The following is a 26,990-nucleotide window of genomic DNA, read 5'->3' as shown; positions in this document are numbered from 1 at the left end:
AGTGATCGACGTTTGAATCGGGCGAACCCAAAGGAATCGGGTATGGGCGCGGTGTTTAGGACCGGAGACCCGCGGCGCACCCGCGCGGGTGCGCTGGGTTTGGTCGCCGCCGTGGTGGCCACGCTGGTGCCGTTCGTCACGCCCACACCGGCGGAGGCGTCGGTGCGCACCAACTTCGACGCCGTCTACTCCAGCGAGGAGAACGGCGCCATCACGCTCGCGGGCGCCAGCTCCATGGACTGCCCGACCGCGGCGTCCGGCTGTACGTCCGCCCGCGCGGGCACCGCCACCGGCACCTCGAACAACAACAACCTGTACAACATGGCGTTCGTCGACGTGGACTCCGATTCGTCCACATCGAACTCCTCCACCGCCACGCTGTCGCTGCCCACCGGTTCCACCGTCCTCTACGCGCGGCTCGTCTGGGGCGGCCGCACCGTGGCGGGTACCAACGGCGTCGCGCCCACCAAGGCCGTCAACACCGCGAAGTTCAAGGCCCCCGGCGCCACGAGCTACACCACCTACACCGCCACCACGCTCATCCAGCCCACCGCGCTGGTCACCACGGACGGCGGCCCGTACCAGGCATCCCTCGACGTCACCTCCGCGGTCAAGACCGCGGGCAACGGCGTCTACGCCGTGGCCGACATCGGTTCGGCCACCGGCCAGGACCGGTACGCGGGCTGGTCGCTGGTCGTGGCCTACCGCAACCCGTCCTTGCCGCTGCGCAACCTGCGGGTGTTCGAGGGCTTCGCCGACATCACCTCCGCCACCGGCAACAACAGCGTCGACATCCCGGTGTCCGGCTTCCTCACGCCCACCACCGGCAACGTCAACGCCTCCGTCGGCGTCGTGGCCTGGGAGGGCGACTTCGGCACCACCGGCGACGCGCTGCGCCTGGCGAACACCACGCTGTCGGACGCGACCCGCCCGGCGAACAACTTCTTCGATTCGCGCATCAGCGACGCCGGTGTCGACCAGACCGGGCGATCGCCGGGCAACCTGAACAACTTCGGTGTCGACATCGGCCGCATCGCGACCACCAACGTGATCAGCAACGGCAGCACGTCGGCCACCATCAACCTGACCTCCAGCGGCGACTCATACTACCCCGGCGTCGTCACCAGCCAGATCGACCTGTTCACCCCCACCTTCAACGCGGTCAGCAAGACCGTGTCCAACCTCAACGGCAACAACCCGGCCCAGCCGGGCGACACCCTCGAGTACCAGCTCACCTTCACCAACTCCGGCGGTGACTACGCCGACGCCTCCGTCGTGCGCGACGTGCTGCCCGCCAACCTCACCTACGTCCCCAACAGCCTGGTCATCGACACCAACACCGGCGGTACCACCGGCACCCGGACGGACACGGCGGGCGACGACACCGGCGACTACACCGCGGCGGACAGGACAGTCCGCTTCCGGGTCGGCAGCGGCGCCACCGCGTCCACGGGCGGTTCGATCGCGCCCGGCGGCTCCGTCGCGGCCCGCTTCCGCGCCACGGTGAACCGCGCCGCCTCGGGCACCACCATCGCCAACACGCCTGTGCTGGACTACCGCGCCCGCACGCTAAACCGCCCGTACACCTTCTCCGGCAACGACGTGAACACCGTCGTCCGCGACCTCGCCGACCTGTCCGCGGGCAAGACCGTGGCCGCGCCGTCGCAGAACGCGGGCCAGACGGTCAACTACACCATCTCCGCCACCAACCAGGGGCCGAACAACGCCACCGGTGTCGTGCTCACCGACACCCTGCCCGCGGGCACCACGTTCGAGTCGGCGTCCCCGCCCGCGGGCGGCACCTGCACCCCGTCCGGGCAGAAAGTCACCTGCTCGGTCGGCGCGGTGGCCAACGGCGCCACCGTGTCCGTGCCGGTCGTGGCCAGGATCAACGCCGACTCGGCGGGTGGCGTCGTGATCAACTCCGTGACGGTGTCGGCGTCGACCGCCGACGACGTCACGGTCAACAACACCGCCACCGCCCCGGTCACCGTCACCCGCGCGGCCGACCTGCAGATCGCCTCCACGCTCAACGGCCCGGTCGTGCCCGGCACCGAGCAGGCCGTGCTCACCACCACCGTCACCAACGCGGGCCCCTCCACCGCCGAGAACGTGACGATCAGCGTCCCGCTGCCCGACGGCGTCTCCGTGGTGTGGGCGTCCTCCGGCTGCACCGTCGCGGCGGGCACCATGACCTGCGTCGTGGGCACCCTCGCGCCCGGCGTCAGCTACTCGGTCACCGCCGTGCTCGGTGTCGTCCCCAGCTACGCGGACCCGACCCTGTCCGTACCGTCCTCGGTGTCTTCGACAACCCCGGACACGTCCACGGGCGACAACTCCACCACGGCCACCGCCCCCGTCGAGCCGCTGGCCGACATCCAGGTGTCCAACAACGCCTCCACCAACGCACCGGTCGCGGGCTCCCGGCTCAACTACACCGTCATGGTGGCCAACCCGGGGCCGTCCGACGCGCGCAACGTCGTGGTCACCGTCCCGGTCCAGCCCGGCACCACGATCGTCAGCGCCACCCCGCAGTCCGGCACCTGCACCGTCGGCGCCACCGTGTCCTGCCAGCTGGGTGTCGTGCCCGCGGGCGGCGCCACCACGGTGAGCCTGCGCGTGGCCGTCAACCCCGACTACGCGGCGGGCCCGCTGCCCAGCGTCGCCACGGCGACCACCAGCACCCCGCAGGACGTCACCGACAACGACTCCGCCACCGTCACCGGCACCGTCAGCCGGGTCAGCGACCTTGGCCTGACCAAAACCGCCGTCCCGGCCCCGGTCGTGGCGGGCGCGCCGCTGGCGTACTCGCTCACCGTCACCAACCGCGGCCCTTCGGACGCGGGCGCGGTGGTCGTCAGCGACCCGCTGCCCGCCGGCCTGACCGTCACCGGCGTCCAGTCCACCTCCGGCACCTGCACCACCGTGGGCCGGACGGTCTCCTGCGCCCTCGGCACCGTCGCCAACGGCGGCACCGCCTCCGTGACCATCACCGCCGACACCCCGGGCACCGTGCCCGCCGCGGGCTTCAGCAACACCGCCACGGTCACCTCGGCCAGCACCGACCCGAACCCCGGCGACAACACCGCCACCCACCTCGCCAACGTCACCGCGCAGGCCGACGTCACGGTCACCGAGACGACCACCACCCCGAACATCCAGGCGGGCCAGTCCGGCCGCTACGTGGTCACCGTCGCCAACTCCGGCCCGTCGGTGGCCCAGGCGGTCACCCTCAACCAGACCATCCCGGCGGGCTTCGGCATCGGCACCATCGCCACCTCCACCGGCACCTGCCAGATCGTCAGCGGCCAGGTCCGCTGCGCCATCGGCGACCTGGCCAGCGAGGCCAGGGCCACGGTCACCATCGACGTCAACGTGCCGTCCGGCCAGGCCCTCGGCTCGGTCTCGGCCACCGGCACCGTCGCCTCGACCACCCCGGACCCGACCCAGTCCAACAACAGCGCGAGCGCCTCCGTCGCCGTTCGCGCGGTCGCCGACCTGCGCTTCTCCAACCTGCAGGACCCCGGCACCTTCATGGCCGGTGACACGTTCTCCCGCACCTTCAGCGTGATGAACGGCGGCCCGTCCGATGCCCGCGACACCACTATCGTGGCCGACCTGCCGGTCGGCGTGCTCGACCTCGCGGCCACCGTCGACGGCACCACCTGCGCCGTCACCGGCGCCCGCATCACCTGCGCCGTCGGCACCATGGCCGCGGGCCAGACGCTCAGCGGCGTGGTCACCGGCCGGATCGCCGCGTCCAGCCCGCCCGGTCCGCGCTCGTTCAGCGCCACCATCAGCTCGTCCACCCCGGACTCCGCGCCGCTGAACAACACGGTGTCCGCGAGCACCGCGGTCACCGCGTACGCGGGCCTGTCCATCCAGCAGACGGTCACCCCGTCGCCGCTGGTCGCGGGCGCGCTGGCCACCTACCAGATCGGCGCGACCAACAACGGGCCGTCCGACGCGACCAACGTCGTCATCACCCACACCCTCCCGGCCGCGCTGTCCGCGGTGTCCGCGTCCAGCTCGCTCGGCACCTGCGCCATCGCGGGCCAGGTCGTCACCTGCACCGTCGACCGGCTCCCGGCGGGCAGCCGCGCCGACGTCACAGTGGTCGTCAACGTCTCGCCCACCGCCTCCGGCACCGTCGAGACCAACGCCCAGGTGTCCACCGACACGCCCAGCCCCGGCGGTGAGGACCAGCTCAGCACGGTCAACACCCCGGTCGTGCAGACCGCCGACCTGGTACTCACCGGCACCGTCGGCCAGGACCCGGTCCGCGCGGGCACCGCGCAGACCTACAACCTCACCGTGTCCAACGCGGGCCCGTCCGCCGCCGCGAACGTGGTGCTGTCCGACACGCTGCCCGACGGGCTCGTGCTGCTGCCCGGCGGCGTCGCCACCCAGTCCGGCACCTGCACCCCGACCCCGGACAACAAGGGCGTCAACTGCACCTTCGGCACCATCCAGCCGGGCCGCTCCGTGGTCGTCGTGCTGACCGCGCTCGTCCCGTCCGACACTGCGGCGGGCACGGTCCTCATCGACACCGCCGCCGTCGGCTCGCCCACCGCCGACCCGACCATGGCCAACCGGTCGGTGTCGCTGCCCGCCACCGTCAGCACCGCCGCCGACCTGTCGGTCAGCACCACCTCGACGTCCACCAACGCCGAGGCCGGGCGCAACATCACCTACAACGTCACCGTCGCCAACGACGGCCCGTCGGTGGCCCGCTTGGTCACCATCACCGACCCGCTGCCCGCGGGCACCTCCTTCGTCTCCGCCGGCGCGGGCTGCTCGCTGGTCGGCACCGAGGTCCGCTGCGCCGTCGGCGACCTGGCCCAAGGCGCGATCTACACCCAGTCGGTCACCGTCCTGGTCGCCTCCGACTACGCGAGCCAGACCCTGGTCAACACCGCCACCGCGAGTTCGGCGACCGCGGACCCGAACACCGCGAACAACAACGGGTCGATCACCCACACCGTCAACACCAGCGCGGACCTGACCGCCACCAACACCATCGTGTCCGGGCCGCTGGTCGCGGGAACCCCGGTCACCTACCGGGTCGGCGCCACCAACAACGGCCCGTCCCTGGCACCCCAGGTCGTGCTCACCGACCGGCTGCCCGCCGGGCTCACCTACGGCAGCGCCACCCCGTCCGCGGGCGGTAGCTGCGTCCTGTCCGCGGGCGCCGTCCGCTGCACCTGGCCGTCGGTGCCGCTGGGCGCCGCCGTGTCCGCCGACATCACCGCCACCCTGGCCAGCGGCACCCCCGCGGGCTCGGCGTTCGCCAACACGGTCACCGCGTCCTCCGCGGTGCCGGACCCGAACCAGGCCGACAACTCCGCCACCGCCAGCGCCAACGTCGGCGCCACCGCCGACCTGTCGGTCGTGCAGACGCTGACCTCCGGCGCCCCCGTCGCGGGCGGCAAGCTCACCTGGCAGGCCGTGGTCCGCAACGACGGCCCGTCCTCCGCGTACGGCGTCACCACCGACGCGCCGCCCCCGGCGGGCATCCGCTTCGACAGCGCGACCGCCACCGCGGGCACCTGCACCTTCGACACCGCCGCCCACTGCGCCATCGGCACCCTGGCCGCGGGCGCCACCGCCACGGTCACCGTCACCGGCACCCTCGCCCCCGACTACACGGGCACGAGCGTCACCAACACCGTCACCGTGACGTCCACCTCGACCGACCCGAACACCGCCAACAACACCTCGTCGGCGGTCTCGGACACCTCCAGCAGCGCCGACCTGCGCCTGGCCATCACCTCCGCGCCCGACCCGGCCGTGCCCGGTTCACCGGCCACCTGGACCCTCACCGCCACGAACGCGGGCCCGTCCACCTCGCGCGGCGTCGTGCTCAACGCCGACCTGCCCGCCGGGGTCACCCCGCAGCCGCAGGCGGGCTGCGCCATCACCGGCCAGCGGATCAGCTGCCCCGTCGGCGACATCGCCACCAACGCCACCGGCACGGTCACCGTCACGGGCAGGCTCGCCCCCGGGTTCGCCGAGAACAGCCTGCGCGTCACCGGCACCGTCACCAGCGGCACCGCCGACCCCGACGCGGGCTCCAACACCGCCACCAGCAGCACCGCGCTGAGCCCGCAGGCCGACCTCGCGGTCACCGCCACCCCGCCCGCCAACCCGGTCGCGGGCCAGACCGCCACCTGGACCGTCCGGGTCGCCGACACCGGCCCGTCCGACGCGGTCGGCACCTCGCTCACCATCTCCGTCCCGGCCTACGTCTACAACGCCCGGGCGAGCTGGCCCACCGGCTCCTGCGCGGTCTCCGGCGCCGTGGTCACCTGCCCGCTCGGCGTGATCGCCGCGGGCCAGACCACCGAGGTCAGCTTCACCGGCACCATCGACGCGGGCTACTCCGGCCCGCTCACCCTCGGCGCCGAGGCCATCGCGCAGACCAACGACCCGGTGCTGGCCAACAACGTCGTCGACGTCGTGGGCTCCGCCAGCACCGCCGCCGACCTGGTCAGCACCATCGCCGGACCCGACGCCGCGGTGCCCGGCACCCAGCTCACCTGGGTGCAGAGCACCCGCAACCTCGGGCCGTCGACCGCCACCGCGGTCGTGCTCACCAACACCGTCCCCGAGGGCCTCACCGGCGTCACCGCCACCACGCCCGCGGGCAACTGCACCGTCACCGGCCGCGACATCAGCTGCGCCACCGGCGACCTGCAGCCCGGGGCCACCGTGCTGCTGACCATCGCAGGCACCCTCGCCGCCAACGTCACCGCGCCCACCCTCACCGACACCGGCGCGGGCACCTCCGGCGTCCCGGACCCGAACCAGGCCAACAACTCCGGCAGCGCGACCACCCCGGTCACCGCCAACGGCAACCTGCACGTCGCGCTCGCCGTCACCAGCGGCCAGCCGGTGCAGGGCGCGCCGATCGAGTTCCGCATCGAGGTCTCCAACGCGGGCCCGTCGGACGCCCAGGCGGTGACCGTCACCGACAACCTGCCCACGACCATCGGGCAGCTCACCGTGCTCACCTCGCAGGGCACCTGCGCCTTCACCGGCCAGGCCCTGGGCTGCGACCTCGGCACCGTCGCCGCGGGCGCGCCGCCCGTCGCGATCACCGTGCGCGGCGTCCTCGCCAACGGCGCGGGCGACACGGTCACCAACTCGGCCACCGCGAGCAGCGCCACCACCGAACTCGACCAGTCCGACAACACCGGCACCGTGATCGCCTCGGCCACCGAGTCGGCCAACCTCGCCGTCACCGTCGACGTGCCCGGCAGCGTCGTGGCGGGCACCCCGCTGACCTACACCGTCACCGTCACCAACAACGGCCCGTCCACCGCCCGCGGCGCCACCCTCGACCGGGTCCTGCCCGCCGCCCTCACCGGCGTCACCACCGACCTGCCCGGCTGCACCACCGCGTCCTGCGCGCTCGGCGACATCGCCCCCGGCGCCTCGGTCGTCGTCAAGATCACCGGTACGGTCGACCCGCTCTACCAGGGCGTGGAGCTCGAGACCCGGATGAGCACCGGGTCGCAGGCCCCCGACCCGGACAGCCGCGACAACTCGACCACCTCCCGGGTCCAGGTCACCCGCGGCGCCGACCTCAGCGCCGACCTGCACGTCGACCCGACCCCGGTCGTGCCGGGCCGGTCGCTGCTCTACACCGCGACCATCGCCAGCCCCGGCCCGTCCGCGGTGCGCGGCGTGGTCACCTTCTCGCCGCTGCCCGACGGCACCGAGATCTCCGGGCCGATCACCAGCGACCAGGGCACCTGCTCGGTGGTCGTCCGCAGCGTCGTCTGCGACCTCGGCCTCATCGCGCCCGGGACGCCGATCACCGTCAAGATCCCGGTCACGCTGGCCCCGTCGTTCGCCGAGCCGACGCTGTCGAACACCATCGACGTGCAGGCCTCCACCCCCGACCCGAACCCGGCGAACAACTCCGCCACCGCGAGCGCCCAGGTCAGCGCCCAGGCCGACCTCGGTGTCCGGCTCGACGCCGCCGACCAGGTCACCCCCGGTGAGCTGACCGGCTGGACCATCACCGTCACCAACAACGGCCCGTCCGACGCCCCGGCCGCGGTCGTGCACAACCTGCCCGCCGACGTCGACGACATCTCGGCGGTCAGCTCCCAGGGCACCTGCCAGGTCACCGGCCAGACCCTGCGCTGCGACCTGTCCACGATCGCCTCGGGCGCCGCGGTGACGGTCACCGTCTACGGCAGGCTCTCGCCGGACATCACCGCCGACGAGCTGACCAGCGACGTCGCGGTCGAGTCCACCGTGCCCGAACCGGACCCGAACCAGCCGGACAACCGCACCGACAGCGCGACCAGCGCGGTCGTGGCCACCTCGGACATCTTCGTCCAGGTCAACGCCGACCAGGACCCGATCACCCCGGGCCTGCCCGCCTCCTGGACCGTCCTCGTGACCAACGCGGGCCCGTCCACCGCCCGCGACGTGGTGCTCACCGGCCTCGCCCCGGCCGAGACCACCGGCGCCACCATCACCGCGCCCGCGGGCGTCACCTGCGACGCGAACCTGCGCTGCGTGATCGGCACCCTGCCCACCGGCAAGGAAGGCACCGTCCAGTTCACGCTGCGCGCCGACGTGCCCCCCGGCGTCACCGCCCCGGTGCTCAACGCGTCCGCCACGGTCACCGGCTCGAACCCCGACCCGAACCCGGGCGACAACACCGCGACCGCCAGCACCCCGATCAGCGCCACCGCCGACCTGCGGCTCGGCATCACCGTCGACCCGCGGCCCATCGTCGCGGGCGGCGCGGTGACGATCACCGCCACGGTCACCAACGCGGGCCCGTCCACCGCGCCGGGCACCACCTTCACCCTGCCCGTCCCGACCGGCGTCGAGGACGTCACCGTCGACGCGCCGCCGGGCGTCACCTGCGACACCTCGATCAGCTGCACCGTCGGCGACGTGCCGCCCGGCCAGCTGCGGATCGTCGTCCGCGGCCGGGTCACGCCGACCTTCACCGACGACTCGCTGACGCTGTCCGCCGCGGTCACCTCCGCCATCGCCGACCCGAACCCGGCGGACAACACCGTCACCACCGTCGAACAGTCCAGTGTGGACGCCGACCTCGCGGTCACCGCCACCATCGACCCGGCGGCCCCGGTCGCGGGCTCCCCGGTCACGGTCAACGCCAAGGTCCGCGCGAACGGCCCGTCCACCGCCACCGGCGTGACCTTCCGGCTGCCGGTGCCCGCCGAACTGCGCGACGTCGTCGTCACCGGGCCCGCCGGGGTCACCTGCGACGACGCCGCCGCCTGCCAGATCGGCACCATGGCGCCCGGCACCGAGGTCGACATCGTGCTCCGCGGCGTCGTGGCCGCCGACTTCACCGGCGGCTCGATCGCGCTGACCGCGTCGGTCGACGGCGACACCCCCGACAACGTGCCCGGCAACGACACCGCCACGGTCACCTCGTCGGTGTCCACCTCGGCCGACCTGTCCGTGGCCACCGTGGTCGACCCGGCCCCGCTCACCGCGGGCTCGCCGGTCACCCTGACCTCCACCATCCACAACACCGGGCCGTCCACCGCCGACCAGGTCGTGTTCGCCCTGCCGATCCCGGCCGGGTTCACCGGTATCACCGTCACCGCGCCCGCCGGGGTCACCTGCGACAACTCCGTGCGGTGCACCGCCGCCGCGATCGGCCCCAACCAGGACGTCGTGGTGGTCGTGCGGGGCCAGGTGGCACCCGAGTTCCCCGACGGCCCGCTGACCATCGCCTCGAACGTCACCTCGCCGGTCGCCGACCCGAACCCGGCCGACAACACCTCGCAGGTCGCCACCGCCGTCGGCATCGCCTCCGACGTCCGGGTCACGCTCACCGTCGACCCGACGCCGCTGGTGGCGGGCTCGCCGGTCACCGCGACGGCCACCATCCGCAACACGGGCCCGTCCACCGCGACCGGCGTCGCCCTCACCCTGCCGGTGCCCGCCGGGCTGGAGAACGTCGTCGTGACCGCCCCGCCGGGCGTCACCTGCGACTCGACCATCTCCTGCGTCGTCGGCACCATCGCGCCGAACACCGACCTGGTCATCACCGTCGGCGGCCGGATCGCGCCCGCCTTCGCGGGCCCGAACCTGAGCCTGACCGCCGTCACCACCACGACCAGCGCCGACCCGAACAACGCCGACAACACGGTCACCACGACCACCGCCGTCGGCGCGGACGCGGGCGTCAGCGTCGCCCTGGCCGTCGACCCGGCCCAGGTCACGCCCGGCACCCCGGTCATCGCGACCGCCACGGTCCGCAACGCCGGTCCGTCCACCGCCACCGGTGTCACGCTGTCGCTGCCGGTGCCCGCCGGGCTCATCGACGTGGTGGTCACCGCGCCCAACGGCGTCACCTGCGACAACACCGTGTCCTGCGTCCTCGGGGCCATCGCGCCCGACACCGAGGTCGTGGTGACGGTGGGCGGCGCCCTCGACCCGGCCTACCAGGGCGCGGACATCGCGTTCACCGCGAGCACCACGTCGCCGACCCCGGACCAGAACCCGGCCGACGACACCACCACGGTCACCAGCCCGGTCGGCGCCGCCGCCGACCTCGACGCGGCGATCACCGTCAACCCGACCGCGCCGGTCGCCGGTCAGCCGATCGAGATCGTCGCCGACCTGGTCAACCGCGGCCCGTCCACGGCCACCGGCGTCACCCTCGCCGTGCCGGTCCCGGCGGGCGTCACCGGCGTGACCGTCGACGCCCCCGCGGGCGTCACCTGCGACGCGACCGTCAGCTGCGCCGTCGGCACCCTGGCGCCGGGCGCGAGCGTCCGCATCACGCTGCGCGGCACCGTCGCGCCGGACGTGACCGCGCCGATCTCTGTCACCGCCACCGGCAGCTCGCCGACCGCCGACCCGACACCGGCCAACAACACCGCCACCGCGACGGGCACCACGGCCGCCAGCGCCGACCTCGCGTTCACCGGCGTGGTCACCCCCGCGCCGCTCACCGCGGGCACCGTGGCGACCATCGCGGCCAAGCTGGTCAACAACGGCCCGTCCACCGCCACCGGGATCACCTTCTCGGTGCCGGTGCCCGCCCAGATCACCGGCGTCACCGTCGAGGCACCGCCGGGCGTCACCTGCGACAACGCCGTCACCTGCTCGGTGGCGAGCGTCCCGCCGGGCGGCACCGTCGACGTGGTCATCCGCGGCACCGTGCTGCCCACGGTCACCGGACCGATCACCGTCACCGGCTCGGCGTCCTCGCCGGTCGCCGACCCGAACACCGCCGACAACGCCTTCACCACCACGGGCACCGTCGGCACCGCCGCCGACCTGAACGCCAGCGTCGGCTTCGACCCCGGCCAGGTCGTCGCGGGCTCGCCGATCGGGGCCACGGTCACCATCCGCAACGCGGGCCCGTCCACCGCCGCGGGCACCACCGTGTCCGTGCCGGTACCCGCCGGGCTCATCGACGTGGTGGTCACCGCGCCCAACGGCGTCACCTGCGACAACACCGTGTCCTGCGTCCTCGGCGACGTCGCCCCCGGCGCCGACGTCGTGATCGGCGTCCGCGGCCGCGTCGCCCCCGACCACACGGGCGACATCACCCTGACGGCGACCGCGGCCACCACGGCCACCGACCCGTCCGCCGCCGACAACACCGGCACCGCCACAACCCAGGTCGCCACCTCGGCCGACCTGCGGGTCACCTCGACCCTCGACCCTACCGCCCTGGTCGCGGGCGAACCGTTCCGCGCCGTCACCACCATCGAGAACACCGGCCCGTCGACGGCCACCGGCACGGCCTTCACCCTGCCGATCCCGCCGGGCGTCACCGGCGTCCAGGTCGTCGCCCCGGCGGGCGTCACCTGCGACACGCTGATCACCTGCACCGTCGGCACCGTCGCCCCGGGCACCCCGGTGCGCATCGAGGTCACCGGCCTCGTCGACCCGGCCTACACCGGCGGCCCGCTGACCTTCACCAGCACCGCCACGTCCGACACCCCGGACCCGACCCCCGACGCCAACTCGACGACCATCACCGCGAACGTGCGCGTCGCCGCCGACATCCGGGCCGTCGTCACGCCGACCCCGCTCAGCGTCGCCTCGGGCACCCCGGTCACCGTCACGGTCACGGCCCGCAACGTCGGCCCGTCGACCGCCACCGGCGTCACCCTCTCCGTACCCGTCCCGGCGGGCCTGCAGGGCGTCACCGTGGTCGCCCCGGCCGGTGTCACCTGTGACAACACCGTCGCCTGCGCCATCGGCACGCTCGCCCCCGACACCCAGGTCACCGTCGAGGTCCGGGGCACCGTCGCGGCCGACTACACCGGCGACCAGATCGTGTTCACCGGCACCGCCCAGGCCACCACCGACGACCCGAACCCGGCCGACAACACCGCGACCACCCCGGTCCAGGTCAACGCCACGGCCGACCTGAGCGCGACCACCACGGTCGACCCGGGCCAGGCCACCGCCGGGTCACCGGTCACCGTCACCACCACGATCCGCAACGGCGGCCCGTCCTCCGCGGTCGGCACGACCTTCACCCTGCCCGTGCCCGCGGGCCTGACCGGCGTCACCGTCACCGCGCCGCCGGGCGTCATCTGCGACTCGTCGATCACCTGCGCGGTCGGCGACATCGACCCCGGCACCGACGTGGTGATCACCGTGCGCGGCACCGTCGCGCCCGACTTCACCGGCGCGCTGACCATCGACACCGCCGTCACCTCGCCCACCCCCGACCCGGACACGGCGGGCAACACCAGCAGCACCACCATCCCGGTGACGGCCAACGCCGACCTGTCCGCCGCCTTCACCCTCGACCCGCCCACCCTCACCGCGGGCACGGCGTTCACCGGCACGGCCACCCTGCGCAACGCGGGCCCGTCAACCGCCACCGGCGTCACCTTCACCCTGCCCGTCCCGGCGGGCGTGCAGGACGTCACGGTCACCGCGCCCGCCGGTGTCACCTGCGACAACACCATCAGCTGCACCGCCGCCACCGTGGCACCGGGGCAGAGCATCGCGGTGACCGTCAACGGCCGCGTCGCCGCCGACTTCACCGGCACGACCCTGCCGTTCACCGCCACCGCGGGCTCGGCCACACCCGACAGCACACCGGCCAACAACTCGGTCACCGTCGACGCCCAGTCCGGCGCCGCCGCCGGCCTCACCGCGGCCACCGTCGTCAACCCGACCAGCCTCACCGCGGGCTCGCCGGTCACCGTCCGCACCACGATCCACAACGACGGCCCGTCCACCGCCGCGGGCGCCCGCTACACCCTGCCCGTGCCCGCCGGGGTCACCGGCGCCACGGTCATCGCGCCGCCCGGTGTCACCTGCGACAACACCGTCGCCTGTGACCTGGGCACCATCGCCCCCGGGGCCGACGTCGTCATCGAGGTCCGCGGCACCGTCGCACCGGACTTCGCCGGCGCCGACCTGACCTTCACCGCCACCGCGACCACCCCGACGCCCGACCCCGACCAGAGCGACAACACCAGCACGGTCGTCGCGCCGGTCGGCCGCAGCGCCGACCTGGGCGTCACCGTGGCCACCGACCCGGCGACGGCCACCGCGGGCTCGCCGGTCTCGCTCACCGCCACGGTCACCAACGCCGGGCCGTCCACCGCCGGGCCTGCCACCTTCACCGTCTCGATCCCGGCAGGCCTGACCAACGTCCAGGTCACCGCGCCCGCCGGGGTCACCTGCGACAACACCGTCACCTGCACCATCGACTCGGTCGCCCCCGGCGCCCAGGTCGTGATCACCGTCGGCGGCACCATCGCGCCCGACTACACCGGCCCCGCGCTGTCGTTCACCAGCGCGATCTCCTCGGCCGCGAGCGACCCGAACAACTCGGGCAACGTCACCACCGTCCAGATCCCCGTGACGGTGGCCTCCGAGGTCTCGTTCGTCTCGATCACCGGCCCGAGCAGCGCCGTCGCGGGCACGCCGATCGAGGTCCTCGCGACCATCCGCAACAACGGCCCGTCCACCGCGCAGGGCGTCACCCTCACGCTGCCGATCCCGGCGGGCCTGACCGGAGTCACCGTGTCCGCGCTGGCCCGAGCCACGTGCGACAACTCGGCCGTCTGCGACCTCGGCGACCTGCTGCCCGGCGCCGAGGTCACGGCGACCATCCGCGGCACCGTCGACCCGGCGTTCACCGGACCGTCGCTGACCTTCACCGGCACCGTCGCCTCGGCCAGCACCGACCCGATCCCGGCCAACAACGCGGGCACCGTCACCGTCGGCGTCACCGTGGCCGCGGACCTCGCGGTCACCACCGCGCTCGACTCGACCACCCTCACCGCGGGCGAACCGGTGCGGCACACCGCCACCATCCGCAACAACGGCCCGTCCACGTCGTCGGCGATCACCGTCTCGCTGCCGGTGCCCGCCGGGCTGACCACTGTGGCCGTCACCGCGCCGCCCGGCGTCACCTGCGACAACACCGTCACCTGCACCATCCCGCCGCTCGCCGCGGGCCAGTCGGTCGACATCGTGGTCACCGGCACCGTCGACCCGGCCTTCACCGGCACCGACCTCGACTTCACCGCCGACGTCACCGCCGCCTCCGGCGACCCGGGCGCCGCGGACAACACCGCGTCCATCACCGCGCAGGTGAGCCAGTCCGCCAACCTGGGCGTCACCGCCGCCCTCGACCCGGCCGCCCTCACCCCGGGCTCCCCGGCCAAGGTCACCGCCACCGTCCGCAACGCCGGACCGTCGACCGCCCAGGGCGTCACCTTCACCGTGCCGATCCCGGCGGGCCTGACCAACGTCACCGTCACCGCCCCGGCAGGCGTCACCTGCGACACCACGGTCTCCTGCGCCATCGGCGACCTGGCGCCCGGCGCGAGCCTGGACTTCGTGATCGACGGGGTCCTCGCGCCCAACGCCAACCCGGGCACCACCACCTTCACGGTGACCGCGAACTCCACCACGCCGGACCCCGACGAGGGCAACGACGTCGTCGTCCTGAACGCCAACGTCACCGCGTCCGCGGGCCTGTCCGTGGGCACCACCTTCAGCCCCGGCACCCTCACCGCGGGTGACCCGTTCACCGCCACCACGGTGATCGGCAACACCGGGCCGTCCACCGCCACCGGAGTCACCTTCACCCTGCCCATCCCGGCGGGCGTCGAAGGCGTCACCGTCACCGCCCCGCCGGGCATCACCTGCGACAACACCGTCTCCTGCACCATCGGTGACGTCCCGCCCGGCACCGACATCACCATCGTCGTCAACGGCCGGGTCAGCCCCACCACGACCACCGCGCCGACCTTCGTGGCCACCGTCGCCTCGCCGACCCCCGGCCCGAACCCGGCCGACCGCACCGTCACGGTCACCCCGCCGCTGTTCGTGGCGTCCGACCTGAACGTCGCCCTCGTGCTCGACCCGACCACCCCGACCGCGGGCACCCCGCAATCGGCCACGGTCACCGTCGGCAACACCGGACCGTCCGCGGCCACCGGCGTCGTCGTCACCATCCCCGTGCCCACGGGCCTCACCGGCGCCCAGTTCACCGCGCCCGCCGGGGTCACCTGCGACGCGGGCGGCAACTGCGTGATCGACACGCTGGCCCCCGGCACCCAGGTCGACATCACCGTGCGCGGCACCGTCGCCCCGGGCGCCACCGGCGACCTGACGTTCACCGCCACCGCCACGTCGTCGTTCAGCGACCCGGCACCGGCCGACAACACCGTCACCGTCACCGCGCCGATCACCGCCAGCGCCGACCTCGTGACCCGCGCCGCGATCACCTCCGGCCTGCCCACCGCGGGCCGACCGGTCGCGATCACCACCTCGGTCACCAACGACGGCCCGGGCGCGGCCACCGGCGTCACCCTCACCGTGCCGCTGCCCGCAGGCCTGCGGAACGTCACCGTCACCGCGCCGCCCGGCGTCACCTGCGACAACACGGTGGTCTGCGTGATCGGCACCCTGGCGCCCGGCGCCACGGTCACCATCGACATCGGCGGCGACCTCGGCGCCGACGCCAACGGGCCGTTCGACATCGTCGCGACCACCACCAGCGCCACCGACGACCCCGACGACACCGACAACTCGGTCACCGCCACCGGCGCCGTGCAGGTCGTGTCCGACCTGGTCCTCGCCGCCACCCTCGGCCCGGACCCGCTGGTGGCGGGCTCCGCCGCGGCCATCACCGCGACCGCCACCAACCAGGGCCCCTCGATCGCCCGCAACGTCACCATCACCGTGCCGGTGCCCGACGGCCTCCAGTCCGTCGTGGTCAACGCCCCCGCCGGGGTCACCTGCGACACCACCGCCACCTGCGTCGTCGACACCCTCGAACCCGGCGCCAGCGTCGAGATCACCGTCGTCGGCACCGTCGCCGCCGACCGGGTCGAAGACCTCGCCACCACGGTGACCGCCGACTCCGACTCGATCGACCTCGACACCGACACCAACTCGGTCGCCCTGACCAAGCCGGTCACCGCCTTCGCCGACCTGTCCGTGGTCGCCGACTTCGAAGCCGCCCAGCTCACCGCTGGCTCCGAGGCCACCATCCGGGCCACGGTCCGCAACGCGGGCCCGTCCACGTCGAGCAAGACCCGGTTCTCCCTTGGACTCCCGGGCGAGCTGCAGAACATCACGATCACCGCCCCGCCGGGCGTCACCTGCGACAACACCATCGCCTGCGACCTCGGCGACCTGCCGCCCGGCGCGTCCCTGGACTTCGTGGTCCGCGGCGTCTTCGACTCCGACGTCACCGGCGACGCCGCCGTGACCGCCCAGGTCGAGTCCGCCACCCCCGACCCGGACCCGAGCAACGACTCGGTGTTCGTCAGCCAGGACGTCACCTCCGTCACCGACCTCGGCGTCACCATGAACGGCCCCGCCCAGGTCACCGCCGGTGAGGACATCACCTGGGGCATCACCGTCCACGCGGGCGGCCCCTCCGACGCCCGCAACGTCGTCCTGGTCGACACCCTGCCCAAGGGCGTCACCCTGGTCGCCGCGGACCCGTCCTGCACCCTCACCGACCGCACCCTCCGGTGCGTGCTCGGCACCGTCACCACCGACACCGACCGGATCCTGACCATCACCGCCCACGTCGACGCCAACTACGTCGGCGGCCAACTCGACAACGCGGTCTCGGTCACCTCCACCACCGCCGACACCGACCAGGACAACAACACCGCGGCCGTCGCCTCCGACGTCGCCCGCTCGGTCGACCTCGGCATCGACAAGACCCTCACCCCGGCCTCGGTCACCCCCGGCGGCCAGGCCACCTTCACCCTCGACGTCTACAACTACGGACCGTCCGCGGCGACCGGCGTCCTCGTCACCGACCCGCTGATGACCGGACTGACCCCGGCCACCGCCACCGCCACCAAGGGCTCCTGCGTCATCGACGGCCAACTCGTCACCTGCGCGCCCGGCGACCTCGACCCGCTGGAGACCATCCAGATCACGATCGTCGTCGACGTCGCGGCGGGCTTCGTCCCCGACGAGGTCAGCAACACCGCGACCGTGCTGTCCGACGACCCCGACAGCGACCCGATCGACAACGCCGCCAGCGTCGCGGGCCCGTCCGCGCCGCAGGCCGACCTGTCCGTGGTCAAGACCGCCGACCAGGCCAACCACCGGCCGGGCGACACGATCACCTGGCTGGTCACCACGACCAACAACGGCATCTCCACCGCCCGCGGCGTCACCGTGACCGACCTGCTGCCCGCCTCCGTCGAGGTCACCACCCCGCCGAACGGCTGCGTCACCCGCGGCAGCGCCCTGATCTGCGCCATCGGCGACATCAACCCCGGCGCCTCGACCCCGCTGACCATCACCGGCACCGTCCGCGCCGACGCCGCCGCGGGTCCGATCACCAACAGCGCCGCCGTCGCCTCCACCACCGCCGAACAGGACTCCGACGACAACTCGGCGGCCGTCACCACCCAGCTCAACGCCAGCCCCGACCTGCGGGTCACCAAGAGCGTCGACGGCGGGCAGATCGTGCCCGGCACCCAGGCCACCTGGGTGGTCACCGTGACCAACGCGGGCGACGCCTTCGCCCGGGACGTCGTGCTCACCGACGCGCTGCCCGCGGGCGCCACGCTGGTCTCCAGCACCGGCGCCACCTGCGCCAACACCGACGGCGTGGTCACCTGCCCGCTCGACGCGCTGGCCCCCGCGGCCACCGTCACGGTGCGGCTCCGCGCCGCCATCGCCGCGGACCTGGACGGCACGGCCATCAGCAACTCGGCCCGCGTCACCTCCAGCACCCCCGACGCCAACAGCGGCGACAACAACAGCGCGGTCAGCACCACCCTGACCAGGCAGACGGGCCTGTCGGTCACCAAGACGACCGAGCAGACCAAGGCCACCGTCGGCGACACCATCACCTGGGTGGTCACCATCGCCAACACCGGCCCGTCGGCCGCGCCGTCCGTCCAGGTCACCGACCTGCTGCCCGAGGGGATCACCCTGATCTCCGCGGTCACCAGCCAGGGCACCTACGACCCGGCCACCGGCCTCTGGCACCTCGACTGGGTCGGCCCCGCGGACCAGCGCACGCTGACCGTCACGGCCCGCGTCGACCGCGAAGGACCGCTGGTCAACATCGCCACCCTCGCCGTCCAGGACGTCCTCGACTCCGCCGACGACAACTCCGCGTCCGCCACCACCGAGGTGAGCGCCGCCGAGACGAGCACCGAGACACCCACCCCGACGACCGAGACGCCCACCACCAGCACCAACGGCGGCACCACGACCACGACCGACGACACCGCCACCGACCAGGACCTCAGCTACACCGGCTTCCCGGTCCTGCGGTGGCTGAGCCTCGGCCTGCTGCTCACCCTTCTGGGCGTCACGCTGGTGTACCAGCCCTGGCGCCGAGGTAGGCGTTCATGACCTGTGGCACGCCGTCCACCCGGGCCCCGGGCGCGGGTGGACACGTCCACGGCGGTCCGCGGCGGAACCCCCGCCGCGGACCGGGAGGACGGAACCCCCGCCACGGGCCGGGGGTGCGGGAAGGAGAACGCGCGGTGGCGCGCATTCTGATCGCGGAGGACGACGACGACCTGCGTGAGCTGATCACGTTCAAAATCGAACAGGCGGGCCACACCACCACCCCGGTGGGCACCGGCCCCGAGGTACTCGACCAGGTCGCCGCCGACCGGCCCGACCTGCTGCTGCTCGACGTCACCCTGCCCGGCATGGACGGCCTGCGGGTCTGCGCCACCCTCCGCGAGCGCCACCCCACCCCGCACCTGCCGATCATCCTGCTCACCGGCATGACCAAGCAGTCCGACATCGACGCGGGCCTCACCAGCGGCGCCGACGACTACGTCTGCAAACCCTTCAAACCCGCCGACCTGCTCGACCGCATCCACGCCCTCCTCCCGAGCCATGAGGGGTGACGGGCCGCTGATGGACCCCCGCGACATCGACCCCGGCTCCATCCACATGGCGCCACCCACCCACGCACCACCCCCCGACGAACCCGAAGACGACCTCACCCCCGAGGACGACCACCGCCCGACCTGGCGCTGGACCGTCGGCAGGCTCCTGGCCGCCGGCTACATCCTGGCCATCGGCAGCCTCCTCGTCGTCGGCTTCAACTCCTTCATCCGCATCGGCACCCTCATGCAGGACCGCCGACCCGTCGAACACAGCCACGAGGTCCTCGCCCAGATCGGCGACGTGTGGCAGCGCATCCAAGACGCCGAACGCGGCCAACGCGGCTTCCTCATCGCGGGCGACCCCCAGTACCTCACTCCGTACAACAGCGCCGCCGACTCCCTGCGCCCCGCCCTGGCCACCCTCCGCAGCCTGGTCGCCGACGAACCGCAGTCCGTCCAACTGGCCCAGTCGCTGGAGCCGGTCGTCAACGACAAACTCGACGAACTCGCCGAGACCATCGCCCTCTACCAGACCCAGGGCCCCGCCGCCGCCATCGAACTCGTCTCCACCGGGCGCGGAGCCCGCGACATGGACGCCATCGAGGACATCCTCGGCACCATGCGCCGCGAGGAGGAGGAACTGCTGGCGCTGCGCGAACAGGTCAGCACCGAGAGCGGCGAAGGCACCCGCGAACTCATCGCCTGGACCACCATCGGCGTCGGCGCCCTGGCCGCCCTCGGCGCCTTCTGGGTCACCCGCAAGGTCACCCGCCCCGTCGCCCGCGTCACCGCCGCCGCTGTCCAGGTCTCCTCGGGCAACACCACCGAACGCGCCGTCGTCGGCGGACCGGTCGAGATCGAGCGGATGGCCATGGCCGTCAACGCCTCCATGCAGGCCATGGTCGAGGCCCGCGACCAGGCCGTGGCCGCCAGCAAGGCCAAGGCCGCGTTCCTGGCCACCATGAGCCACGAGATCCGCACCCCGATGAACGCCGTCATCGGCATGACCGGGCTGCTGCTCGACACCGACCTCACCACCGAGCAGCAAGAACTGGTCCGCATCGTCCGCGACAGCGGCGACGCCCTGCTCGCGGTCATCAACGAGATCCTCGACTACTCCAAGATCGAGGCGGGCGAACTGGAACTGGAGGACGCCTCCTTCCACATCGCCGACTGCCTCGACAGCGCCCTCGCCCTGGTCGCGGTCGCCGCGGGGGAGAAGGACCTCGAACTCATCGGCTACGTCGACTCGTCCTGCCCGCCCGTGCTGCGCGGCGACGCCACCCGGCTCCGGCAGGTCCTGCTCAACCTGCTCAGCAACGCGGTCAAGTTCACCGCCCGCGGCGAGGTCGCCATCAACGTCCGCGCCGAACGCGTCTCCAACGAGGGCGACGGCGTCATCCGGCTGCACGCGGCGGTCAGCGACACCGGCATCGGCATCCCCCAGGAACACCTCGGCAGGCTGTTCCAGTCGTTCAGCCAGGTCGACGCCTCCACCACCCGCCGCTTCGGCGGCACCGGCCTCGGCCTGGCCATCAGCCACCGCCTCGCCGCCGCCATGGGCGGCGACATCACCGTCAACAGCACCCCCGGCCTCGGCTCCACCTTCACCGTCACCGCGATCCTCCGCGTGTCCCCGGTCACCGGCGGCGGAGACCTCCAACCCAGCTGGGCCGCGGTCATGACCGACCGCGTCGCCCTGGTCGTCGACGACAACGACACCAACCGCAGCGTGCTGTCAGCCCAACTGGCCGACATGGGTCTGCGCTCCACCGACTTCGTCTCCGCCAAGGCCGCCCTCGAAGTGGTCCGCAGCGGCGTCCACTTCGACGTCGCGCTGCTGGACATGGAGATGCCGGAGATGGACGGCCTCGAACTGGCCGCCAAACTACGCCAACTCCCCAGCGGCCAACGCCTGCCGCTCATGCTCCTCAGCAGCGTCACCGTCCCCCTCACCAAAGACCAACGCGAGATGTTCGAGTCGGTCCTCACCAAACCCGTCCGGGTCAGCACCCTGCGCACCACCCTGCACCGACTCCTCACCGGAGCCCAGGAAGCCGCCGAACGCGAACGCAAACCCGGCCCCGCCCCCGTCGGCGCCGCCGTCCTGCGCATCCTGGTGGCCGAGGACAACCTGGTGAACCAGAAGGTCGCCCAACTCATGCTCGCCAAACTCGGCTACCGAGCCGACATGGTCTCCAACGGCCGGGAAGCCGTCCAAGCCATCCGCCTACGCCCCTACGACGTCATCCTCATGGACGTCCGCATGCCCATCATGGACGGCCTCGAAGCCACCAAAACCATCCGAGCCGAACTCCCCGAAGACCGCCAACCCCACATAGTCGCCATGACGGCCAGCGTCCTGGTAGAAGACTGGAACGCCTGCACGGCGGCGGGAATGAACGACTACCTGCCCAAACCGGTACGCCCCGCCGACCTGGCCGAGGTCCTCCGCAAACTGACCGCGGAAATCCCCCAAGCCCGCATCGAGGACGACCACACCCCGGCCCCCCGACAAATCACCGAGCCCCGCACCCCCGACAAGACCACCAAACCCATATCCACCCCGGAAGTACAAGAGCGCGCCACCGCCATCCGAACCCGCCTGGAAGAACTAACCGGCCCAGACCCCTCAGAACCCGAACGCGCCCTCATGGCCAAACTCCTGACCTCCTTCTCCGTGAAATCCCCCACCACCCTCACCGAACTGGCCGACTCCCTCAACGCGGGCGACAAAGAGCAAACCGCCACCCAAGCCCACACCCTCAAAGGCGCCGCCGCCAACATCGGCGCCTCCACCCTCGCTGAACTCTTCGCCGACCTCGAAGACAAGGCCCGCTCCGCCACCCTCCCCGCGGCCGAACCCACCCTCGCCCCCCTCCGCGACGAACTAGACCTCGTCATCGCCGCCATCACCCTCCTCACCACCCAACTAGGCACCCAAGCCCTAGCCCCCTAACCCGCCCCACCCCAAGCCCTAGCCCCCACCCCACCCCACCCTGCCTTGCCCGCCCCGCCTGGCCCGCCGTGCCTGCCCCGCCCCGCCCACCCCGCCCCACCCCACTCTGCCTGGCCCACTCCGCCTGGCACGCCCCGCCTTGCCCGCCGTGCCTTGCCCACCTCGCCTCGCCTCGCCTTGCCCTGCCCCGCCCCGCCGTGCCTGCCCTGCCCCGCCTTGCCTGCCCCGCCCGCCTTGCCCTGCCCACCTCACCTTGCCTGCCCTGCCCCGCCCCGCCCGCCTTGCCCTGCCCACCTCACCTTGCCTGCCCTGCCCCGCCCCGCCCGCCTTGCCCTGCCCACCTCACCTTGCCTGCCCTGCCCCGCCCCGCCCGCCTTGCCCTGCCCACCTCACCTTGCCTGCCCTGCCCTGCCTCGCCTCGCCCGCCTTGCCCGCTTGACCCACCCCGCCCCACCTGATCGCCCAGCCCACTCCGCTTAGCCCAACCGCTTTCTCATCTCGCTCCGTCTTGTCCTGCCCTGCTCGCCTTCATCTCGCCTCGCCCCGCCACGTAGGCACCTGAACTTCGCCCTGCCTCGCTCGCCCTCATCTGGTGCCACTCCGCCCTGCCCTACCTCGATTCCCAATTCCACCCCAGCTCGCCCACTCACCCCTGATCTCTGTCTTGCCACACTTCGCCGCCTTGCCTTACCCCCTACCCACTCCCACCTGCTCGCCTCGTTCCTTCACGCCCCCACCTCGGCTTGCGTCACCCGTCTCACTCCACCCCTCCCCATCTCGCCCACCCGTCCTCACCTCGCTCACCCACACGCCTCCAGTTCGCCTCGCTGGCCTCCGTCACATTCCACCCGCTTGGCCTTACACCTTCGTCCGTCGCGCCTTGTTCGTCCCGCTCTGCCCGGCCTTTCCTGTCCTTCTCGGCTCTGCCTCCCCGCCTCGCCTGCTTTGCCTTTACCGTCTCACTCCACTCCGCTAGCCCGGCTCCGCCCCGCTCGCCCATCCCGGTTCACCCTCGCCTCACTCCATTCCGTCTCGCCCTATCTCGCTCCATCCCATTCGCTTCGCCTGGCCCGGCCCCGCCCCGTCCGGCCACGTCTCGTGCCTGCTCTGTCCCGTTCTGCCTCGTCCCCGCCTTGCCTTGCCCCGTCCTTCGCCCTCGCCTCAGACTCGCCCCGCCCACCGCGCCTTCGGGCGCATAACCACCATCACTCTTCAGTCCCCCTAATTGGGGTCGCCGGCCGATTTCTGCTCGCCAGAAGACCTCCACGCCCGTCGACCGCTCAAGACTTTGCTCATTCGGGTCCACCTCATCGGGCGATCCAAATCGGGAACCAATACCGATGATCATTTCGTTGCTTGATTATTGCAGTGCGCCCAAGCGGCCTCTACCCAAAGCTCAGCCCTAGCCGCCCCACAACCGGAACCGTAGGCCGAACAACGCAGGCCGGGCATCCGCGCAGCAGCAGACGGCAGCCCGCCGAGACCGGATTCGTGAACCAACCAGGGAGGTCGGGTCTATCCCATGATCGGTGTGTCCGGCGTTGTTGATCAGTAGGTCTCGGCTCCTGGCCAGCGGTCACCGAATGTGATGGCGAACGCGTTGAGCACGGGCTTCCAACGCATCGTCCATCGGGCGCGGCCTGTGCCGGTGGGGTCCAGGCTGCGTGTCACAAGATACAGGCACTTCATCGCTGCCTGTTCGGTTGGGAAATGTCCGCGTGCTCGGATAGCTCGGCGGTAGCGGGCGTTCAGGGACTCGATGGCGTTCGTAGAGCAGATCATGCGCCGGATCTCGATATCGTAGCCGAGGAACGGGATGAACTCTTCCCAGGCGTTGTGCCAGAGCCGAATCATGGCCCCGTACTTCTTGCGCCATTTCTCCTCGAGTTCATCCAACGCGATGAGAGCGGCGTCGGGACTGGGCGCGGTGTAAACGGGTTTGATGTCCTGTTTCACCGCGTCCCAGTCCTGACGGGCGACCAACCGGAACGTGTTCCGGATCAAGTGAATGACGCAGGTCTGGACGATGGTCTGCGACCAGACATTGGTGACGACTTCGGGGAGGCCTTTCAGGCCGTCGCAGACGAGGAAGAACACGTCGGCCACGCCGCGGTTCTTGAGATCGATCAGCACGCTCATCCAGAATTTGGCGCCCTCGCCACCGGCGCCCATCCACAGGCCCAGGACGTCCTTGTGGCCGTCCACGGTGACGCCGATGGCGGCGTAGACGGGCCGATTGGCGACCTGGCCGTCCCGGACCTTGACGACGATCGCGTCGATGAACACCGCCGCGTACACGGCGTCGAGTGGGCGGTTGGCCCACTCGTTCATTTCAGCGACGACTTTGTCGGTTATCCGCGATACCGTCTCTTTGCTGACCGACGCTCCATAGATCTCCGCGAAATGCGCCGAGATATCCCCAGTGGTCATCCCTTTCGCATACAGCGACAGCACGATCTCGTCCACATCGGTGAGTCGACGCTGCCGTTTCTTCACGATGTGCGGTTCGAACGTGCTTTCTCGGTCCCGCGGCACGTCGATCTCGACCTCACCCGCGGCGTCGGAGATCACGGTCTTCGGCCGCGTGCCGTTCCGCACATTCGTCGAGTCACGCTCGGGCGCGGCCCGATTCTTCTCGTGACCGAGATGTTCGGTCATCTCTTCGTTGAGCGCGGTTTCCAGCACGTTCTTGGTGAACAACTTCAGCAGGCCGTCCGGGCCGGTCAACGCCAGCCCTCGAGCCTTGGCCTCGGCCACCATCGCCGCCGCGGCGGCCTGCTCCGGCGACAGCTCCCGCGCCGGCTTCGACTCACTCTTGCGTGGACTCACAACATCGGATGTCATCACTCACAGTGCCCATCCCGCCGGACCTTCGGCCCGGCGTGTCGGGCCGGAAACACCGATTTTGAAACAGTCCCGAGAGGTCCGGCGAAGCGCGCCTCTCAGACGTGGCAGACGTGGGTCAGCGCGAGTTCGCGAACAGCCGCGCTGAACGGATGCCCGGGATCCATCGTGGCCAGCGGGTGACCGTTGTTGATCGACTGGGGCACGTCCGCCGTGGTCGGCAACCACGCCGCGATCGGCGCCCGAGCCGCCTCGACGATCTCGCCCTCCGGCAGCCCGCTGTCCGAGATCGCCCGGTTCACCACGACCGTGCGCAGCGCGGGCGAGTGGTCGAGCAGATCGAGCATGCTGTGCACCTGCCTCAGCCCACGCAACCCCGGCCGCTCCGGGGTGGTGATCAAGATCTGCTGGTGCGCGTACTCCAACGCGGTCAGCACGTGCTTGTTGACCACCGAGGGCGTGTCGATCACCACATAGCTGTACATCGTCGACAGCACGGCCAGCAGCTCGCTCACGACCCGCTCCGGCAGCCGCCCGGGGTCGCCGAGGATGGTGGGGGCGAGGACCGCGTAGAGGCCGTGCGCCAGGCGGGTGGCGACGTGGGCCTCGGGAACACCTCCGGCGTCCGCCTCGGCGTCGAACATGTCGGCGATGGTGCCCGCGGCGAAATCGAGGTCGACCAGGCACACGGGCCCCGTCCGGCGGGTGGCGAGGACGGCGGCCAGGTTCGCCGCCACGGTCGACTTGCCGCAACCTGCGCGGCCCCCGGTGACCGTGATGATGTGTGCGCTCACGCTGTCCAAATCCCTATCCGCCTGCCCGGCACCCGATCCGACCCTGCCAGGGCTTCGGCCCCCGACGGCGCCCGGCTGTCACAGAGCGTGGCCGATGGTGGGAGCATTCGGCAGCGGGTGACCGGTCGCATTGTCACTCCAGGTGGCCGACCGCTGTCGGGCGGTCGCCCGACATATCGATGTGACCTGGGGCTCCATGACATCTGAGGAAAACCGCCCGGGGAATCGGCCACATTTCGCGGCTTCCTGTAACCCCAGCCAGCGGTAAACCGACAGTCACCAGTGTCATCGCCCGTGTGGGTGATGAGGGAAGGTGGAGTCTGGTGATCCGCACCGTCGTGGTCGACAGTGACACGTTGACCCGGTATGGGCTGTCGATGCTCGCGGGCGCGCACCCCGACATCGAGGTCGTGGCCGAGACGGGCTCGGCGGTGGCCGCGCCCGGCCTGGTCGCCGAGGCCAAGCCCGATGTGGTCCTCATCGACGTCGACCTCACCGACGGCGACGGTCTCCGGCTGGCCCGCGAACTGCGTGGCCGCTACCCCGCCCTCGGCATCGTGGTGCTGACCTCCATCGACCAGGACGACGTGCTCTTCCGGGCCCTCGACCACGGCGCGTCCGCGTTCGTGGTCAAGACCGCGCCGGTCATCGAGGTGCTCGGCGCCATCCGCCACGCGGCCGTCGCGGCCACCTCCTTCACCGCCACCGGCCTGCTGGACGCCCTGACCCGCCGCCGGGAGCAGGAGGCGCGGTTCGCGCTGTCACCGAGAGAACGCCAGGTCCTGACCCTCCTCCGGGACGGCAAGTCGATCCCGGAGATCGCGGGCACCATCCACATCAGCAAGTCCACCGCCAAGACCTACGTCGCCCGCCTCTACGACAAGCTAGGCGCCTCCAGCCGAGCCCAGGCCCTGGTCACGGCCCTGCGCACCGGCCTCATCGACTACGACGGCGACCTCTCCTCCGCCCCAGGCTGACCCATCACCCGCCCCCCAGGTACATCGCTTCATCCGATCCATCCGGCACCGCGAGGCCGCGCCGCAGCCAACAGTGCCC

At 72.0% G+C, this 26,990-nt stretch carries 6 protein-coding genes; 4 read left to right on the top strand and 2 right to left on the bottom strand.

The window, feature by feature from the left end; translation table 11 throughout:
* Nucleotides 1-42 precede the first annotated feature (42 nt).
* The 3 genes from V5P93_RS26240 (at nt 43) to V5P93_RS26230 (ending at nt 22,296) form a co-directional block, all read left to right on the top strand.
* Nucleotides 43-18,846, top strand: a complete 18,804-nt coding sequence (locus V5P93_RS26240; RefSeq protein WP_104483017.1) for a DUF11 domain-containing protein — start codon at nt 43-45, stop codon at nt 18,844-18,846.
* 134 nt (nt 18,847-18,980) lie between these two features.
* Nucleotides 18,981-19,355 carry a response regulator transcription factor gene (locus V5P93_RS26235; RefSeq protein ID WP_104483016.1) on the top strand — a complete coding sequence of 125 codons (375 nt, stop codon included), beginning with the start codon at nt 18,981-18,983 and terminating at the stop codon, nt 19,353-19,355.
* A 10-nt stretch (nt 19,356-19,365) separates the two neighbouring features.
* Nucleotides 19,366-22,296 (top strand): response regulator, encoded by a 2,931-nt coding sequence (locus tag V5P93_RS26230; RefSeq protein ID WP_374065087.1) that lies wholly within the window; start codon nt 19,366-19,368, stop codon nt 22,294-22,296.
* A 1,548-nt stretch (nt 22,297-23,844) separates the two neighbouring features.
* Here V5P93_RS26230 and V5P93_RS26225 read toward each other — a convergent pair.
* Complete coding sequence (locus V5P93_RS26225; protein WP_104483685.1) at nt 23,845-25,140, bottom strand: IS256 family transposase; 1,296 nt, start codon at nt 25,138-25,140, stop codon at nt 23,845-23,847.
* A gap of 98 nt (nt 25,141-25,238) precedes the next feature.
* Nucleotides 25,239-25,934 (bottom strand): P-loop NTPase, encoded by a 696-nt coding sequence (locus tag V5P93_RS26220; RefSeq protein ID WP_181043932.1) that lies wholly within the window; start codon nt 25,932-25,934, stop codon nt 25,239-25,241.
* Nucleotides 25,935-26,257: 323 nt separating this feature from the next.
* Between V5P93_RS26220 and V5P93_RS26215 the strand changes: the two genes are divergently transcribed.
* Entirely contained in the window at nt 26,258-26,911 is a 654-nt protein-coding gene (locus V5P93_RS26215) for a response regulator (RefSeq protein WP_104483298.1), read from the top strand.
* The last annotated feature ends 79 nt before the right edge of the window (nt 26,912-26,990 follow it).

The organism is Actinokineospora auranticolor (genome assembly GCF_041897805.1).
Taxonomy (GTDB): Bacteria; Actinomycetota; Actinomycetes; order Mycobacteriales; family Pseudonocardiaceae; genus Actinokineospora; species Actinokineospora auranticolor.
Note: the sequence above shows the minus strand (reverse complement) of the source record. Positions and strands in the feature narration are given on the sequence as shown.

What these genes read in the sequence shown, in the direction of transcription:
- V5P93_RS26230 (WP_374065087.1), top strand. Translation starts at nt 19,366, where the DNA reads ATGGACCCCCGCGACATCGACCCCGGCTCCATCCACATGGCGCCACCC.
- V5P93_RS26240 (WP_104483017.1), top strand. Translation starts at nt 43, where the DNA reads ATGGGCGCGGTGTTTAGGACCGGAGACCCGCGGCGCACCCGCGCGGGT.
- V5P93_RS26225 (WP_104483685.1), bottom strand. Translation starts at nt 25,140, where the DNA reads ATGACATCCGATGTTGTGAGTCCACGCAAGAGTGAGTCGAAGCCGGCG.